The organism is Qipengyuania algicida (assembly GCF_009828025.1).
GTDB classification, from domain to species: domain Bacteria; phylum Pseudomonadota; class Alphaproteobacteria; order Sphingomonadales; family Sphingomonadaceae; genus Qipengyuania; species Qipengyuania algicida.
This window is the reverse complement of sequence record NZ_WTYA01000008.1, coordinates 30,945-46,988: the sequence shown is the minus strand read 5'-3', so window position 1 is coordinate 46,988 and position 16,044 is coordinate 30,945. Positions and strand designations below refer to the sequence as shown.

At 63.2% G+C, this 16,044-nt stretch carries 14 protein-coding genes; 3 read left to right on the top strand and 11 right to left on the bottom strand.

Annotation, left to right across the window (positions count from 1 at the left end; genetic code table 11):
* Nucleotides 1–37 precede the first annotated feature (37 nt).
* From rpmG to pabB, 4 genes are all read right to left on the bottom strand, one after another.
* A complete protein-coding gene (gene rpmG / locus GRI58_RS10910) occupies nucleotides 38–205 on the bottom strand; it encodes a 50S ribosomal protein L33 (protein WP_067682697.1) in 168 nt (55 codons plus the stop codon).
* Nucleotides 206–350: 145 nt separating this feature from the next.
* A complete protein-coding gene (arfB, locus tag GRI58_RS10905; RefSeq protein ID WP_202386939.1) occupies nucleotides 351–758 on the bottom strand; it encodes an alternative ribosome rescue aminoacyl-tRNA hydrolase ArfB in 408 nt (135 codons plus the stop codon).
* Entirely contained in the window at nucleotides 751–1,425 is a 675-nt protein-coding gene (locus GRI58_RS10900; protein ID WP_160753641.1) for an RluA family pseudouridine synthase, read from the bottom strand. Before GRI58_RS10900 ends, arfB begins: the two co-directional genes overlap by 8 nt.
* Complete coding sequence (pabB, locus tag GRI58_RS10895; protein ID WP_160753640.1) at nucleotides 1,422–3,233, bottom strand: aminodeoxychorismate synthase component I; 1,812 nt, start codon at nucleotides 3,231–3,233, stop codon at nucleotides 1,422–1,424. Before pabB ends, GRI58_RS10900 begins: the two co-directional genes overlap by 4 nt.
* Nucleotides 3,234–3,345: 112 nt before the next feature.
* Between pabB and GRI58_RS10890 the strand changes: the two genes are divergently transcribed.
* On the top strand, nucleotides 3,346–4,923 hold the full coding sequence (locus tag GRI58_RS10890; RefSeq protein WP_160753639.1) for a helicase HerA-like domain-containing protein: 1,578 nt from the start codon (nucleotides 3,346–3,348) through the stop codon (nucleotides 4,921–4,923).
* 37 nt (nucleotides 4,924–4,960) lie between these two features.
* On the opposite strand, the gene GRI58_RS10885 is transcribed toward GRI58_RS10890, so the two are convergent.
* The 7 genes from GRI58_RS10885 to GRI58_RS10855 all read right to left on the bottom strand — a co-directional run bounded on the left by GRI58_RS10885 (nucleotide 4,961) and on the right by GRI58_RS10855 (nucleotide 13,414).
* On the bottom strand, nucleotides 4,961–7,645 hold the full coding sequence (locus tag GRI58_RS10885) for a M1 family metallopeptidase (protein WP_160753638.1): 2,685 nt from the start codon (nucleotides 7,643–7,645) through the stop codon (nucleotides 4,961–4,963).
* Between the two features lie 64 nt (nucleotides 7,646–7,709).
* On the bottom strand, nucleotides 7,710–9,137 hold the full coding sequence (locus GRI58_RS10880) for a sensor histidine kinase (protein WP_160753637.1): 1,428 nt from the start codon (nucleotides 9,135–9,137) through the stop codon (nucleotides 7,710–7,712).
* 5 nt (nucleotides 9,138–9,142) lie between these two features.
* Nucleotides 9,143–9,880, bottom strand: a complete 738-nt coding sequence (locus GRI58_RS10875; protein WP_160753636.1) for a response regulator — start codon at nucleotides 9,878–9,880, stop codon at nucleotides 9,143–9,145.
* 49 nt (nucleotides 9,881–9,929) lie between these two features.
* On the bottom strand, nucleotides 9,930–10,535 hold the full coding sequence (locus GRI58_RS10870) for an EF-hand domain-containing protein (protein WP_160753635.1): 606 nt from the start codon (nucleotides 10,533–10,535) through the stop codon (nucleotides 9,930–9,932).
* A 201-nt stretch (nucleotides 10,536–10,736) separates the two neighbouring features.
* Nucleotides 10,737–11,132: a cupin domain-containing protein gene (locus GRI58_RS10865; protein WP_160753634.1), complete on the bottom strand. Its 396-nt coding sequence runs from the start codon at nucleotides 11,130–11,132 to the stop codon at nucleotides 10,737–10,739.
* Between the two features lies 1 nt (nucleotide 11,133).
* Nucleotides 11,134–11,529: a VOC family protein gene (locus GRI58_RS10860; protein WP_160753633.1), complete on the bottom strand. Its 396-nt coding sequence runs from the start codon at nucleotides 11,527–11,529 to the stop codon at nucleotides 11,134–11,136.
* Between the two features lie 64 nt (nucleotides 11,530–11,593).
* Complete coding sequence (locus GRI58_RS10855; RefSeq protein ID WP_160753632.1) at nucleotides 11,594–13,414, bottom strand: aminopeptidase P family protein; 1,821 nt, start codon at nucleotides 13,412–13,414, stop codon at nucleotides 11,594–11,596.
* Nucleotides 13,415–13,451: 37 nt separating this feature from the next.
* On the opposite strand from GRI58_RS10855, the gene GRI58_RS10850 reads away from it, so the two are divergent.
* Together GRI58_RS10850 and GRI58_RS10845 are read left to right on the top strand one after the other, a co-directional pair.
* Nucleotides 13,452–15,527 carry a S9 family peptidase gene (locus GRI58_RS10850; protein WP_160753631.1) on the top strand — a complete coding sequence of 692 codons (2,076 nt, stop codon included), beginning with the start codon at nucleotides 13,452–13,454 and terminating at the stop codon, nucleotides 15,525–15,527.
* Nucleotides 15,524–15,925 carry an acyl-CoA thioesterase gene (locus GRI58_RS10845; protein ID WP_160753630.1) on the top strand — a complete coding sequence of 134 codons (402 nt, stop codon included), beginning with the start codon at nucleotides 15,524–15,526 and terminating at the stop codon, nucleotides 15,923–15,925. Before GRI58_RS10850 ends, GRI58_RS10845 begins: the two co-directional genes overlap by 4 nt.
* The last annotated feature ends 119 nt before the right edge of the window (nucleotides 15,926–16,044 follow it).

The window sequence follows — 16,044 nt, the reverse complement described above, 5'->3', positions numbered from 1 at the left end:
ACCGCGTGAATTGAACAAGTTCCGCGCGTTCACGCGATTACTTGATCTTCGCTTCCTTGAACTCGACGTGCTTCCTGGCGACCGGGTCGTATTTGCGGAACGTCATCTTCTCGGTGATGTTGCGCGGGTTCTTCTTGGTCACATAGTAAAAGCCCGTGTCGGCGGTCGAGACGAGCTTGATCTTGACGGTTGCGGGCTTCGCCATTGCGTGTTCCTAGATCGCGAGACAGGGCGCGTGCGCCCCGAAGATTACGGTTGAAAAAACAAGGGCGGCGCATTGTCAGCACCGCCGTCAGGCCGCGCCATTGCGCGATTCACCGGTGAAAGTCAAGCCGCGTCAGGTTGAACGGCTACCAATCGACCTTGCCGCGCGAGGCCTTTACCGCCCCGCGCGCTTTCTTCGATTTGAGCCGCTGGGTCTTGCCGACGCGGTTGAGGCGGCTCTTCTTGCGTTTGGGCGGCGGGGTCAGCGCCTGTTCGAGCATCGCCGTCAGCCGTTCGCGCGCAGCTTCCCGGTTCTGGTCCTGGGTTCGGTATTCGTTGGCGGTCAGGACAATCTCGCCCGCCTTGGTCATCCGGCTTCCGGCAAGCTCCCGCAAGCGATTGAACACCGCAGGTGTCAGACGAAGCGCGAAGACGTCGATTCGTAACTGGACTGCGGTGGCAACCTTGTTGACGTTCTGGCCGCCCGGACCGGAGGCAGCGATGAACTTTTCCTCGGCCAGTGCCAGAGCGCGTTCGACGACTTCGTCATCCATCGTCAAAGCCAAGAGAGGCGAAATCGGCGGGCAGTGGGGCGATTGCCGAGATGGAGAGCTTGCCTTGGCGCGGCACTTCGAGCGCTGCGGCATGGAGCATCGTGCGCGGCGCGCCCTTCGCCCGATCGCTTTGGCCGCTGCCATAAACCGGGTCGCCGAGCAGCGGCAGGCCGAGCCCGGCGAGCGCATGGATGCGAATCTGGTGGGTGCGCCCGGTTTCGGGCCTGAACTCTATCAGCGCATGTCCGTCGATCTCGCCAAGCATGCGCCAATGGGTGATCGCCGGCTTGCCTTTCCTTGCAGCTATCATGCGCCAGCCACGCTCGGCACTGCTCTGCTTGGTGAGCGACAATTCGATCGTGCCTTCGCTCTGCTGGGGCACGCCTGCGAGAATGCCGAGATAGCGCTTGGCGACCAGCCGTTCCTCGAAAGCGCGCGAAAAGCGCACCAGAGCCTTGGGGTTGCGCGCCAGCAGCAGGCATCCGCTGGTGTCGGTGTCGAGCCGGTGGACCGGCACCGGCGCACGCTGGAAGCCTAACTTGAGTGCCTCTTGATGGCTTTCGAGCGAAGGTCCACCGCGCCGCGGCCGTTCGACCGGCAGGCCCGCAGGCTTGTCGATCACCAGCGCTTCGCCATCTTCGAACAGGATAGTGGGGGTGTCGGTCATATCAGCCGCGCCGGTACCAGCCCGCGCAAAGCATTTCCAAGCAGGAAGCCGTTTTCGATGTCGGCTGGCGTCAACTCTGCTTCACGCGCGCGACCGTCCTCGATCAGCGACCGGCGCAGTGTGCCGGGCAGCAGGCCGAGGCTGGCAGGCGGGGTCAGCAGCGTGCCATCGTCATGTTGAACGAAGACATTGCCGATTGCGCCTTCGGTTACCAAGCCGTCATCGCGCACGAATACGGCCTCCTGTGCGCCGTGTTCGGCGGCGATGCGGCGCGCGGTCTCGTAAAAGCCGCGATCGCTGGTCTTGTGGCGCAACCGCCAGTCGCCCGGGTCGACCGGCAGTGGCAGCAGCACGACGCGCGCCGGATCGGGCCAGGGTGCCGGAAGCGGAGCGACCTCGAGCGCGATCGCGCCGCTGCGGGAGGACAGCAGTCTGACCGCGCCGGGCATTTCAAGGTCGAAGCACAGCGCATGGATCTGGTTGCGCACCGCATGACGGTCAAAGGTGAAGCCCAGCTCGGCAGCGCTCGCCTTCATCCTTTCGAGATGCAATTCCAGATGCTCGATGCCGGTTTCAGTGGCGAACCGCATGGTTTCGATCAGGTCGAATGCCGGAGCGGTAGCGTCCGATGACGAGGCGCGAAAGGCCGCGCCTTTGACCAGCGCCTCGCGCCATTCGGCCATCGGTTCGCTGCCCGCGACGATGGCCCCGCCGACGCCGAGCACGGCCTTGCCGCGCTCATTCTCGATCTCGGTAAGCCGCAGGGTGCGGATCGCGACGTTGAAGGCTGCATCGCCATCGGGTCCGATCCGTCCGATCGCGCCGCAATAGGGGCCACGCGCGTCGCGTTCTATTCCGGCGAGCAGTTCTTCGGCGCGGATCTTCGGCGCACCGGTGATCGACCCACAGGGGAACAGCGCCCGCACGAGATCCATCGCGCCCTTGCCATCGGCGAGGCGGGCGGTGACGCTGGTGACCATCTGGTGGACGGTGGGATAGCTTTCGACCTTGAACGCGTCGCGCACCTCGACACTGCCGGCCTCGGCCACGCGGGCCAGATCGTTGCGCATCAAATCGACGATCATCAAATTCTCGGCGCGATCCTTCTCGGATGTCTCGAGGTCCTCGCGCAGCGCCTTGTCGCTTGTCGCATTCGCGCCGCGCGGACGCGTGCCTTTCATCGGCTTGACCTTGGCTGTTCGTCCTTTCAGCGAGAAAAACAGCTCGGGTGAAAGGCTCAGCAGCCAGTGATCGCCATCGAACACCAGCCCGCCATAGCCCGCCTCGCTGGCCGGGATCAGCGCGCGGTACAACGCCAGCGGATCGCCGGTAAAGCCGCCCGCCATCGGGAAGGTGAGATTGGCCTGATAGGTATCGCCCGCAGCGATGGCGTCCTGCAATTGTGCGAATGCCGCGAGATACCCGCCCATCGAAACCTGCGGCTCCAGCGGGCCGAGGTGGGCCGCGCCGGGAGACTTTTCGGTCAGGAAGTCGGTAACGTCACCAGCGGGAATGGTTCTGACCGTCTCGAACCGACCCAACCAGACCAGCGGACCCGCGGCTCCGCTGCGCGATTCGGCCAGCGCGATCGTGCGGTCTTCGAGCGCCAGTCCGGCTTCATAGGCGATATAGCCTGCCAGCGTCCCGCCCCGCTCGCGCCGTGCATTATCGGCGGCGGCAAGCGTGTCTGCCACCTCGTCCGGGCGGCGCGCCACGAAGGTTTCCGCCGGGTCTTCGAACCATTGCGCATCTGCCGCGCCCTCGCTCCGGGCGTCGTTCAGCAAAACCAGTGGCGTACGCTTCCCCATTGCCTTGTGTCTTTAGACGCTTGCTCTGCTCTGTCGAGATGCTTGACCGATACTGCGCGGTTGAGCCACACGGCAATGCAGTAAATTACGCAATTGGCGAAAGGTCGAAAGCATGGACGGCGATATCTTTCTGGGTCTTGCGGCCAATGGCGAAAAGCAATTCCTTCATCTGGGGCAGGCCAACCGTCACGGTTTGGTCGCCGGGGCGACGGGGACCGGCAAGACCGTCACCTTGCAGGATCTGGCGGAAAACTTCTCCGCGCGCGGAGTGCCGGTGTTCATGGCCGACGTAAAGGGCGATCTGGCCGGAATCGCTATGCCGGGTTCGTCGACCGCGAAAAACTCTGACAAGCTGGAGGCCCGCGCGAAAGAGCTGGGCATGGACGACTATGCCTACAGCGATAATCCGGTGGTTTTCTGGGACCTGTTCGGGGAGCAGGGCCACCCGATCCGCACGACGATATCGGAAATGGGTCCGCAACTGCTCGCCCGCCTGCTCGATCTCAACGAAACGCAGTCGGGTGTGCTCGACATCGTGTTTCGCTATGCCGACGAACAGGGCTTGCTGCTGCTCGACCTCGCCGACCTGCAATCGATGCTCGCCTTCACCGCCGAAAATGCCAGCGAGCTGACGACCAAATACGGCAATGTCACCAAGGCATCCGTAGGCACGATCCAGCGCCAGCTGCTCAGCCTCGATTCGCAGGGCGGGGCGCAGTTCTTCGGGGAACCCGCGCTGGAGATCGCCGACTTTATCGGTACCGACGAGAAGGGGCGCGGCTACATCAATGTGCTGGCAGCCGACAAGCTGATGCGCAGCCCCAAGCTTTATGCCACCTTCCTGTTGTGGTTGCTCGCCGATCTGTTCGAGGCATTGCCGGAGGTCGGAGACCCGGAAAAACCGAAGCTGGTGTTTTTCTTCGATGAGGCGCACCTGCTGTTCGATGACGTTCCCGACGCGCTGGAGGACAAGATCGAACAGGTCGTGCGGCTGATCCGTTCGAAGGGTGTCGGCGTCTATTTCGTCACCCAAAACCCGATCGACGTGCCCGAAAAGGTCGCGGGCCAGCTGGGCAACCGCGTCCAGCACGCTCTGCGCGCATTCACTCCGCGCGACCAGCGGGCGATCAAGGCGGCGGCGGAAACCTTCCGCATCAATCCCGATCTCGACGTCGCCCAGGCGATTACCGAGCTCAAAGTGGGTGAGGCGCTGGTGTCCACCCTGCAGGACGACGGCGCGCCATCGGTGGTGCAGCGAACGCTGATCGTCCCGCCGCGCAGCCGTCTCGGCCCACTGACCGCTCAGGAGCGCGCAATCATCATGGGGGCGAGCCCGTTTCAGGGCAAATACGATACCCGCGTCAACCGCGAGAGCGCCGAGGAAGTGCTGGCGCAAAAGGCGCAGGATGCGGCCGCCACCGCGCAGGAGGTCGAGGAAAAAGGCCGCGAGGAAGTCGCCAAGCAGCCGCGCAAGAGCACCAGCATCTGGGAAAAGGCAATGAAGCGCGCGGTCAGCGCCGCTGCCGGATCGGGCGCTGCGATTGCCGCTGGTGCGATCACCGGGCGCAAATCGCGCGCCAATCCGATGAAGACCGCGACCTCATCAGCGTTGGGTTCGCTCGCGACTGATCTTGCCGGACCGCTAGCCGGGCGCTTCGTGCGCAATATTATCGGCGGGTTGATGCGCTGACGGTGCTCCAAGGCACCGCCAGCATCATCATTTGCACCTACTGAGCGTCGACCCAGGCGGTAACCTGCGACACTGCGCGCGGGCGGGTCTTTTCACGCTGCTTGAGGAAGCCGATCACGGTATTGAGCGGCTTGGCCTGGTCGGGCGACATTTTCGCCGCATAGCTTTCCAGCTTTGCGACCATCGCCGGGTCTTTCGATCCGTCCGCAAGCCGTGAGATGTAACGCGCGCGGGCCGAATCGTCGATCAGCTCGGACACCTTGGCTTCGTTGTCGAAGTAGAAGTTGACCGCCATGTCGGGATTCTCGCCCGAGACTGCACTGATGATCGACGCGCTGGTGGTCGCCCCCGGTTCGGAGGTCAGCGCAAGGTCGAGCGCCTTTTGCGCCAACGCCTTGTCCGTAGTCCGACCGAGCAGCGCATAATACGTCGCTTTCCCGACCGCGCTCTTCGAACCGCGGGCGAGGGCAAGCAGCTCGTCCCATTGCCGGGGCGTTGCATTGCGCGCGATGATCGAGAGCCAGGTGGTCTTGAGCGGACCGTCAAGCGCGTGCGGATCCTGCTGCAGACTGTCGAACAGTCGGCTGGCTTCGGCGGCAACGCGCTTGTCGCCCATCGCACCCAGCGCGGAAATCAGCGTGGAGCGCAGGCTGTCCTCGACCAACGGTTCACCCTTCTTTGGCGTAAAGCCGAGCTGGGCGAGACGTGGCTCGAATTTGGCCGAAGCAAGTGCTGCCAGTTTCGCTTGTGCAGCGTCATTGCCGCTGAGCAGGTCGTAATAACCGGCATACATCGATGCGGCCTGTCCTGCCACAACCGGATTGGCATCCTGCGGGATGGCCGCCAGCAGATCGAGCGCGGGCGCGTAATCCTGATAGTCGGCACCGGAGAGTGCCAGCTGATCTCGCACCAGGCCGAGCTGGTCGATCGGCTTCATGCCCGGCAGCGCAGCTTTCAGCTTGGCGAGCATGGCTGGCGTGTAGAGCGTGCGGTAATAGCCCAACTGCCCGGAATTGACGAGCACCGGACCGCAGCCATCGGTGGTGACCTTGGCGGTGTTGCCGGTCATCACCTGACGGGCCGCTGCGCCGCCCGCCGAAACGAACAGCGGAATGCGCCAATGTTCGGGCTTGGCGGCAACGGCATCCTTCTGGTCCTGGCTGAACTGGCTCTGCGTCAGGGTGACGGTCGTCTTGCCACCTGTGCACTGCGCCCCGGTCACCTTGACCAGCGGCACGCCCGGCTGGGTCGTGAAATCCTCGGCAATGCCGGTCAGCCCCTTGGCTCCGGCAGCCTCGACCGCCTGCCACAACTGGGTGGTCCGGGCGTTGCCGAACTTGTGCGCGGCCATGTAGCGGCGCAGGCCTGCACGCCAGACGTCGGGCGTGGCATAGGCTTCGAGCATGGCGATCACCGCTTCACCCTTCTGATAGGTGATCGTGTCGAAGGCCTGGTTGGTCTGTTCGACGGTGCGGATATGCTGGACGATCGGATGCGTCGTGGCGAAACTGTCGAGCCCCATTGCTGCTTCGCGGCCATTCACCCGGCCAAGCAGCGGATACCATTCGGGATGGAAATGCTCGGTCGCCTTGGTTTCCATCCAGCTGGCGAACCCTTCGTTCAGCCACAGATCGTCCCACCACGCCATGGTGACGAGGTCGCCGAACCACTGGTGCGCGACCTCGTGCGCCTGGGTTTCGTAGATCGCGCGGCGGGTGCGGGCGCTGGTGATTGCCGGGTCGTCCAGCAGGATGCGTTCGAAGGTGAACACCGCGCCCCAGTTTTCCATCGCGCCGAAGAATTGCGACTGGCCGGGACCGGCGATATTGTCGATCTTGGGCAGCGGATATTTCTGCCCGAAGTAATCCGAATAATAGGGGATCAACGGCGCGAGCGATTTGAGCGCGAAGTCCTTTTGCGATCCGCTGCCGACTGGCGCGACGATTCCGGCGGTAACGCCCGGCATGGCGGGCATCGTACCGCGCTCGAAATGGCCAAGACCGAAGAACAGCAGATAGCTGCTCATTTTTGCGGAGGTTTCGAAGCGCACGCGCTTCAATCCGTTGCCCAGGTCGGTGGTCTCGGCGATCGGCATATTGCCCAGCGCCATCTGGTCGGCAGGGACGACGGCGCTGAGGTCGAAGGTCGCCTTGTAGCTCGGCTCGTCATACATCGGGGCAAAGCGACGCGCGTCGGGCGCTTCGAACTGGGTGAACAGCGCGCGTGTCGTCTTGCCGGTGACCTTGTCGGGATAGTCGAGCGCGAACAGGCCGTTGGCCTGAGTGTTGATCGTCCCGGTGTAGTCTGTGGTGAGGCGATAATTGCCCGGTGTGATCGGCTTGGTGGCGGTGAAGCTGACGGTCTGTGTCTTTGCGTCGAGCGTAATCTTCACCGGGATCGCCGCGCGGCCGGTTGCTGCGGGAACGAGCGTTGCCTTGGAGATCTTCAGGCCGCGCGCATTGAGCACGATGGTGTCGGTTGGCTTGAACACGGTCAGGTCGACCGTGGAATGGCCGGTAAAGGTCAGCGCCTTTTCGTCCGGGGTGACGGAAATCGAGTAATGCATAGGAGCTGAAGTGCGTGGTAGTTGGGTCGGCACGTTTGCTGGCAACGGGGTCGCGGTAGCAACCGGGCCGGGGGTTGTCGGCGCGGCAGTGGCAACGGTGGCGCTACCTGCAAGCAGCAGGCCAGTAATGAGCGCGATGCCCGGTCGAAATGTCATGATTGCTCCCCGAAAATTGAAGGTTCTGCTGTCTCATGAGGCAGCCCCTCAAGAGACAGATTGTCTATTGATTTGAAGCGGTATGTCCGGTGCGGGCTTGAGGCAAGCGGATTTCTGCGCGCAATCCTCCGCTTGCGCGATTGGCCAAAACCAGCGTGCCGCCGTGCTGCTCGGCAATGGCACGTGCCAGCGACAGCCCAAGCCCGCTCCCGCCGGTGCTGCGGCTGCGGCTGGCTTCGCCGCGCACGAAAGGCTCGGTCATAGCGACGAGCCGGTCGTCGGGGATGCCCGGTCCGCAATCCTCTACTTGCAGCACCACCGCGTCATCCTGACGATGCAGGCTGACCTTTGCGGAACCGCCATAGCGCAGGGCATTGCCGACCAGGTTGCGCAGCGCCCGCTTGAGCCAGGTAATGTGGACCGGGGCGCTGACCTTTTCGCTGTCTACGAGTTCGACCGGTTCGCCCAGATCCTCGAATTCCTCGACCACAGAAGCGGCCAGCGCGAACAGGTCGGCGCGCTCGGGCGGATTGCTCGCCCGGCCAATGCGGGCGAGCTCGAGGATTTCGTCGAGCGTCCGGGTGATGTCTTCGATGGTGGCGGCCATGATCGCGCGCTGACGCTCGTCGTCCACGCTCTCGATCCGCACCCGTAATGCGGCGAGCGGGGTTTTCAGGTCGTGCCCGATGGCGCCCAGCATCACGTCCTTTTCATCGAGCATGGCGCCGATGCGCGCTTCCATGGCGTTGTGCGCAGCGATCAGCGCGCGGATATCGCGCGGGCCGGACGGAGTGAGGGGCAAGCTCTCGCCCCCGGGAACGGCGATTTGCGCTGTGCGGCTAGTCAGCGCCGCCAGAGGGCGGGTAATCCGCCGCAGTGCCAGATAAAGCAGGCTCATCAAAATCGCGAACAGGATCGCGGTTTGCAGCAGGAGTCCCCAGATCACCCGCCCGTCCATGGGTGGGATGGCGATCCTGACCACGTCCCAGCGGCTTGCCCCCTGCTGCCTCAGCCCCACCACCAGCAAATCGCCGCGATAGTGCCGAGCTCTTTCGGCGAGATGCGGGCGGCGCTGAAATGCGGACTGAAGCAGCGGATCGGCTGCCAGCGGCCTTTTGACCACCACCAGCTCGGCAGGGGTGATGCCTTCACGGGCGAGAATATCGGTCAGTGTTTCGGCCAGCCCCGGTTCGCGCCTGTCGCCTGCCTGCAACGGCGAACGATCACTCATCGTCAGCCGCAAGGGCCTCGGCAACCGGCGCATGGGGCGCGGCTCGTCGGAAGTGGTGCGGCGAAAACCGCGCTTGAACCGGTCCGGACGATCGGCCGGGCGGATCACCAGCTGGAACGCCGCGGCATTCATCAGCGCGGTATCGCGCCGCTCGCTTGCCGCGCGATACAGCAAACCTGCGGAGATCGCCTGCGCAATGAACAGCGCAATCGCCAGCGCCATCAGCGTCTGTCCGAGCAGGTCGCGAGGCCAAGGGCGCATGGCCGTCAGTCCGGTTGCCGAGCGGCGCGGGCAACGTCGGCAGCGAGGCGGTAGCCGCCCCCGCGGACGGTCTGGATCAGCTGTGGCTCGCGGCTGTCGGCTTCGATCTTGCGACGCAGGCGGCTGACCTGGTTATCGACCGCGCGGTCGAACAGATGCGCTTCGCGTCCCTGCACCAAGTCCAGCAGCCGGTCGCGGTCGACCACTTGCCGGGGATGGTCGCAGAACGCGCGCAGGAGGCGGAATTCGGCTGTCGAGATCGCCACGATCGATCCTTCGGGATCGCTCAGGCGGCGTTTGAGCGGATCGAGCTCCCACCCCTCGAAACGGTAGAGCAGGTCCTCGCTTTCCGGCTCACCACCGCTTTTTGTGGAACGTCTGAGCACCGAGCGGATGCGCGCGACCAGTTCGCGGGGCTCGAACGGTTTGGCGACGTAATCGTCCGCGCCGATTTCCAGTCCGATGATGCGATCCATTGCCTCGCCCTTGGCGGTCAGCAGGATCACGGGAATGCCGCGCGTTTCGACCAGATGCCGACACAGCGACAAGCCATCTTCCCCAGGCATCATGATGTCGAGCAGGACGAGATCGGGCACGGCCTCGAGCAGTCTGCTGCGGGCTGCGGCCGCGCTGTCCGCCTCGTGCACGACAAACCCCTGGCGAGTCAGATACTCCGCCAGAGGTTCGCGCAGGCTGCTTTCGTCATCGACGAGCAGGACGGTGGGCTGATCTTCGATCGTCATATCGTGGCCATGCCCACCGCGTTCCCGTCGCGCAAGTAAGCCAGAGCGATCAGCCTTGCGGCTGGGCCTTCTGCTGGGCACGCCACTGCTTCGCCCGATCCTGCCACTTGGCCTTCATCGTGGCGCGTGCGGCCTTGCGTTCGGCAGGCGTTACCGTGCCGTCGTGGTTGAGGTCGGCCTTGTCGAACATGGTCAGTGCCGCATTGACGAAGGCCTGCTTGGTCACGGTGCCGGTATGGTTTGGATCGGCCATCCGCATCAGCATCCTGCCACCCATATGGCCGTGATGCTTGCCGCCGCGGTGCATCCGCTTTCCGGCCCATTTGCTCTGCTTCTGTTGCCCATCGGCGCCCATGCGGTGCTTGCCGCGGTGGCCCATATTCTGATGCGCGGCCATGAACTCCTCACGGCTGATCGAGCCATCGTGGTTGATATCGATCTTGTCGAAACGTTCGGCCATCTTGGCCTCGCGGTCGGCCTGGTTGAGGACACCGTCATGGTTGACGTCCATCCTGTCGAACATCTTTTCTGCCCTTGCCTGCGCCTCGGCGCGGGTGACATCGCCCCGCGGGCTGCGTTCCTGGCCAGTTTGGGCGTAGGCAATACCGCCAAATGCAAGGGCGGCGGTGGATATACTCAGTGCAATCTTACGCATGATAATCTCTCTCTCTCCAATTTCGAAAAAAGGGGAGAGCTGCGGCTGCCCCGGCTTCGGTGGGGGAGGGGGTGCCGGGTACCAGCCGCAGCTCATGAGACCCGTTATAGGGCGCGTTTGTCGCAGGATTATGCCGGATGGCGGCATTTTTGTCGCGAATTGTAACGCAATTGCCGGTGCGTTCATGCAGGCGCAAACCCGTCAACGGGGGCGGTGCTGTGTGCCTTCCCCGGCAGTGATGAAAAGTGCAGTTGCGCTATTCTGGACATCAGCGGTGTGCCAGCAGCCGGGCGGGTTGATTGCATATTCGCCCGGCCCGAGGGCAATTGTGTCGCGAGTGCCCTCGGAATGTTCCTGATGCAGGGTGATGTCACCCGATATGCACACCACGACCTCGTCGCCCTTCGGGTGCATTTCCCAGCTTTCCCAGGATTCATCGAAGCTATGGAGTGAAACCAGCCGCCCTTCTGCGCCGTCGTCGCCATGACGAGCGCCATAGGCTTCGTACCACTCCACGCCATTAAACTCGGGCTGGGGTACGGCTTTGGCCCCCAGCCCAAGATGGATCGGAAAGCGGGCGAGCGATTTTCTGCTCACCTCAGGAAACTTTATCCATGAGAAATGCGTTGAGCTTGTTGCCGTCCGGGTCGCGGAAGTAGGCAGCAAAGAAAACCAGTCCGTTCTCGTCCGGCTCGCCGCGCTGGCCGGGTGCCCCTTCGTCGCTGCCGCCATGGGCGAGCGCGATACCGTAAAGCCGCTGGACCTGATCGCGATCCTTCGCTTCGAGCGCCACCATCGTGCCATTGCCGACTGTCGCGGGATTGCCGTCGAAGGGCTTGGTCGCGGCGATGCCAGGGGCGCCGCCTGGCTGGCCCCACGCGATGAAGCTGTCGAAATCCATCATCCGCCCGACGCCCATCTCAGCCGCGATCGCGTCATAAAAGCGCGCCGCGCGCTCCAGATCGTTGGTTCCTACAGTCACATATCCCAACATTGTACTTCCCCTGATAACAAAACGACTCGCGACCGAGGAGAACATTAAGTGAACAAATGTAATCCTACAAGGGCGCGCACTCCGCTTCGAGCCAAGCGAGATCATCACCCTCGAGGCGCGGCGCAATCGTTTCCCGAACCTGCGCATGATAATCGTTCCACCAGGCGATTTCCGCCGGGGACAGCATCGCCTTGTCGACCAGTCGGCGGTCGAGCGGGACGAAGGTCAGAGTTTCGAAGCCGAGCCAATCGCCTTCCGCTCCGTCGATCTTCGCGGGTACGGTCAGCACGAGGTTCTCGATCCGGATGCCGAAAGCGCCCTGCTTGTAATAGCCCGGCTCGTTAGAAAGGATCATGCCTGCCTCGATCGGCGTGTCGGTACCGGGGAACGCGCCGCCCGATTTGGAAATCCGCTGCGGCCCTTCGTGGACCGAGAGATAGCTTCCCACGCCATGCCCGGTGCCGTGGCCGTAATCGACGCCTGCGGCCCACAGATGCATCCGCGCCAGCGTATCGAGCTGGCCGCCATTGGTGCCCTTGGGGAAGGTGGCGCGGGCGAGTTCGATATGGCCCTTCAACACGCGCGTGTTGCGATCGATCATCTCTGCGCTCGGTTCGCCCGGCCCCACCCACACGGTGCGCGTGATGTCGGTCGTGCCGCCCAAATACTGCCCGCCAGAATCGACCAGATAGATGCTCGACGGCGGGATCGGGATATTGCTGTCCTCGTCCACCTTGTAGTGCGGCAGGGCGGCATGGCCGGCCGCGGCGCTGATGGTGTCGAAGCTGGAATCCTTCATCGCCGGGTCCAGTCCGCGGAATTCGCGCAGCTTGGCCGCTGCGGTCAGCTCGTCGATACCACCCTTGGGCGCTTCGATGCTGAGCCAGCGCAGGAAGCGCGAGACCGCGGCGCCGTCGCGCGCTTGCGCCTCGCGATGGCCCTGCTGCTCGGCGGCGTTTTTGATCGCCTTGGCGAGCACGGTCGGATCGCTTTCGCGCACCAGCGTTGCGCCTGCTGCCTCCAGCGTCTGGAAGATGCCCGCGACCGCATGATTGGGATCAAGCGCCACCGTCTTGCCCTTGAGGTCCGCAAGCGCGCCCTGGAATTCATCGCGCGGGCGGATCGTCACCGCATTGCCCAGATGCTGGGACAGTTCAGGCGTCACCTTTTCCGGCGCGATAAAGAAATCCGCCGTGCCGTCCGCGCGGGCCAGCACATAGGACAGCGCAACCGGCGTGTTGGCGACATCGGCACCGCGCACGTTCAGCAGCCAGGCAACCGAATCGAGCGCGCTGATGACGGTCGCATCATAGCCTTCCGATTTCAGCCAGTCGGCGATTGCCGCGCGCTTGTCCGCGCTCGACCGGCCGGCATGGCTGTCGTCATAAGGGACCGCCGGGGCATCCGATGGTGCAGGACGGTCTGCCCACACCGCATCGATCGGATTGTCGTCCAGCGGCACCAGCTCCACGCCTTTTTTGGCCAGCAGCTTCTGCGCAGCTTCCGCCCATTCGATTCCGTGGAGCCATGCGTCATAGCCGATCTTTGCGCCCTTGGGCGCATTGGCGGCCAGCCATTTGGCCGGGCTGGTTTCGGGGACAGGTTCGTAATCGAACAAATTGCCGTCGACCTGCTCGCGCACCTGTACGGTATAGCGCCCGTCGGTGAAGACCGCCGCGCCCTTGCCTTGATAGCCGTCCGCGAGGACGGCGGCACTGCCCGCCGAACCGCCGAAACCGGTCAGCCAGTTCAGGCGCTGGGCATACTCGCCGACATATTCGCTCATGTGCTCATCGGAGATCGGAATGACGAAACCATCGAGTCCGCGTTTCGACAATTCCTCGCGCAGCGCGGCGAGGCGGGCTTCGTAAGTAAGCATGAGCATTGTTGTAGTCCTTTCGCATCCCACATAGGGCCGCGTCATGAATGATTCCACCGTCAAGGCGCCGCCGATCGCGGCGAAGAAACCGCACAGCTTCTCTTACCACGGAATTACCGTGGAGGACGACTACGCCTGGCTACGCGATCCCGGCTACCCCAAGGTCGATGACAAGGAGGTGCTCGCCCATCTGGAGGCCGAGAACGCATGGTTCAAGGCACAGATGGACCCGCATCAGGACGCCGTGGACGCGCTTTTCACCGAAATGCGCGGGCGGATCAAGGAAGCCGACAAATCGGTTCCGCAGAAGGACGGCGATTGGCTCTACTGGATCGAGTATGAGGAAGGTGCCGAATACAAGAAATGGTGGCGCAAGCCGGTAGCGGGCGGTGATGACGGAAGCGGGGACGAGCTGATCCTCGACGAAGTCGCGCTGGCGGAGGGTAAGGAGTATTTCCGCCTCGGCGCGATTTCCGTCTCGAGCGACGGCATGAAGCTGGCCTATTCTGTCGATGACAATGGTTCGGAACGGTTCACCGCGCGGATCAAGGATCTGGCGACGGACGAGCTGCTCACGGACGAGATACCGGGCACATTGTCCTCGCTGGTATGGGTCGCGGGCGATCGGGGGCTCGTCTATTCGCTCGCCAACGATCAATGGCGCACCGATAACGCGCGGCTGCACTGGCTGGGCCAGCCGCTGAGCGAGGATGTCGAGCTTTATCACGAGGATGACGAGGGATTTCGCGTCGGATCGGGCTTATCCGCCAATGAGCAATGGCTGATCATCTCGACCAGCGACCATGAAACTAGCGAAGTGCGCCTCATCCCAGCGCGCGATCCGCTGACCGAACCGATTCTAGTCAAGCCGCGCGCCCGCGGTGTGGAGTATGAAGTGGACGAGCGCGAGGGGGTTCTGTTCATCCTCGCCAACGACACGCATGAGAACTTCCGCCTCGCCACAGCGCCGCTGTCTGCACCGGGCGATTGGTCGACGCTGATTGAAGGCTCGGACGAATTCTATCTTACCGGGTTCGACCTGTTCCGCGATTTCTTCGCGGTCGAGGGACGGCAGGCCGGGCTCGATACGATCGAGATTCGCTATTACGACGATCCGGCGCGGATCGAGCCGATCGCCTTTCCCGAAGCGAGCTATTCCGCCGGGCTGGGCGACAACCCCGAATGGGCGATGGATCGCTTGCGGGTCAGCTATGAATCGATGGTCAGCCCGGCGACGACCTTTGACTATCACGTCGGCGAGCGGCGCCTCGAAGTGCTCAAGGTGCAGGAAATCCCCTCGGGCTACGATGCCGGACTGTACGCGACCGAGCGTCTGGAGATTGCCGCACGCGACGGGACCATGGTGCCGGTATCGATTATGTACCGAAAAGACCGTAAAGAGACATATAATCTTCACCTATATGGTTACGGTGCGTATGGTATCGCTATCCCACCGGGTTTTTCCACTACACGCCTCAGTCTTGTCGATCGCGGCTTTGCCTATGCCATTGCGCATATCCGGGGCGGCGATGATCTGGGGAGGGCGTGGTACAAGGCGGGCAAGCTGGAGCGGCGAATCAACGCGTTCACCGACTTCGTCGATGTCGCCAGGGGTCTGATCGAGCGCGGTCTGACCGCACCGGGCAAGATCAGCATTTCAGGCGGATCGGCGGGTGGCGAACTGATGGGCGCAGTGGTCAATTCCGATCCCCAGCTGTGGGGCGCGGCGGTCGCACATGTGCCATTCGTCGATGTGCTGGCAACGATGCTCGATGCCTCGCTACCGCTGACACCGGGCGAATGGCCTGAATGGGGCAATCCGATCGAGGACCGCGCAGCATTCGAGCTGATCCGCAGTTATAGCCCCTATGACAATGTCACCGCGCAAGCCTATCCGCCGATGATGGTCACCGCTGGATTGAACGATCCGCGCGTCACCTATTGGGAACCGGCCAAATGGGTGGCGAAGCTGCGCGAGCTGAAGACCGACGACAATCTGCTGATCTTCAAGACCAATATGGGCGCTGGCCACGGTGGCAAATCGGGCCGGTTCGAAAGCCTGCATGAAACGGCGGAAGAGTTTGCTTTCATCCTCTGGCAGATGGACGCTCACCCATGAGTAATTCCTATACCAAGGTCTTCACCGCGACCGCCGATCACATCGACGAACTGGGCCATGTCAACAACGCCGAATGGATTCGCTGGGTGCAGGACATTGCCACCGAGCATTGGAGCACAGTCGCCGATCCGGCCCATGTCGAGGCCTTCATCTGGGTCGTGACCCGGCATGAGATCGATTATCGCGGCAACATCGGCCCCGGCGAAAGCGTGACCGCGACCACCTATGTTCCCGACCCGCCGCGCGGCGCGCGTTTCGATCGCTGCGTCGATTTCCATGACGATGCGGGCAAGCTGCTCGTCGCGGTGCGCTCGACGTGGGCGATGATCGAACGCGAGAGCGGCAGGCTGCACCGCATCCGCCCGGAAATCGCCGAGCCGTTCCTGCCCAAAGTCTGATCGGCTGATTGCGCGTTCGACCGAGCGTTACCGGGCTGGACACGCGCGGCCACTGCTTTAACTCAGATTATCAACCGGTTTAAGACACCTGCCTGCCAGAGCGGTGGTTTCGGGGGCCA

What these genes read in the sequence shown, in the direction of transcription:
- GRI58_RS10845 (WP_160753630.1), top strand. Translation starts at nt 15,524, where the DNA reads ATGAGTAATTCCTATACCAAGGTCTTCACCGCGACCGCCGATCACATC.
- GRI58_RS10860 (WP_160753633.1), bottom strand. Translation starts at nt 11,529, where the DNA reads ATGTTGGGATATGTGACTGTAGGAACCAACGATCTGGAGCGCGCGGCG.
- GRI58_RS10885 (WP_160753638.1), bottom strand. Translation starts at nt 7,645, where the DNA reads ATGACATTTCGACCGGGCATCGCGCTCATTACTGGCCTGCTGCTTGCA.
- GRI58_RS10890 (WP_160753639.1), top strand. Translation starts at nt 3,346, where the DNA reads ATGGACGGCGATATCTTTCTGGGTCTTGCGGCCAATGGCGAAAAGCAA.
- rpmG (WP_067682697.1), bottom strand. Translation starts at nt 205, where the DNA reads ATGGCGAAGCCCGCAACCGTCAAGATCAAGCTCGTCTCGACCGCCGAC.
- GRI58_RS10900 (WP_160753641.1), bottom strand. Translation starts at nt 1,425, where the DNA reads ATGACCGACACCCCCACTATCCTGTTCGAAGATGGCGAAGCGCTGGTG.
- GRI58_RS10870 (WP_160753635.1), bottom strand. Translation starts at nt 10,535, where the DNA reads ATGCGTAAGATTGCACTGAGTATATCCACCGCCGCCCTTGCATTTGGC.
- GRI58_RS10850 (WP_160753631.1), top strand. Translation starts at nt 13,452, where the DNA reads ATGAATGATTCCACCGTCAAGGCGCCGCCGATCGCGGCGAAGAAACCG.
- arfB (WP_202386939.1), bottom strand. Translation starts at nt 758, where the DNA reads ATGGATGACGAAGTCGTCGAACGCGCTCTGGCACTGGCCGAGGAAAAG.
- GRI58_RS10855 (WP_160753632.1), bottom strand. Translation starts at nt 13,414, where the DNA reads ATGCTCATGCTTACTTACGAAGCCCGCCTCGCCGCGCTGCGCGAGGAA.
- GRI58_RS10880 (WP_160753637.1), bottom strand. Translation starts at nt 9,137, where the DNA reads ATGCGCCCTTGGCCTCGCGACCTGCTCGGACAGACGCTGATGGCGCTG.
- GRI58_RS10875 (WP_160753636.1), bottom strand. Translation starts at nt 9,880, where the DNA reads ATGACGATCGAAGATCAGCCCACCGTCCTGCTCGTCGATGACGAAAGC.
- pabB (WP_160753640.1), bottom strand. Translation starts at nt 3,233, where the DNA reads ATGGGGAAGCGTACGCCACTGGTTTTGCTGAACGACGCCCGGAGCGAG.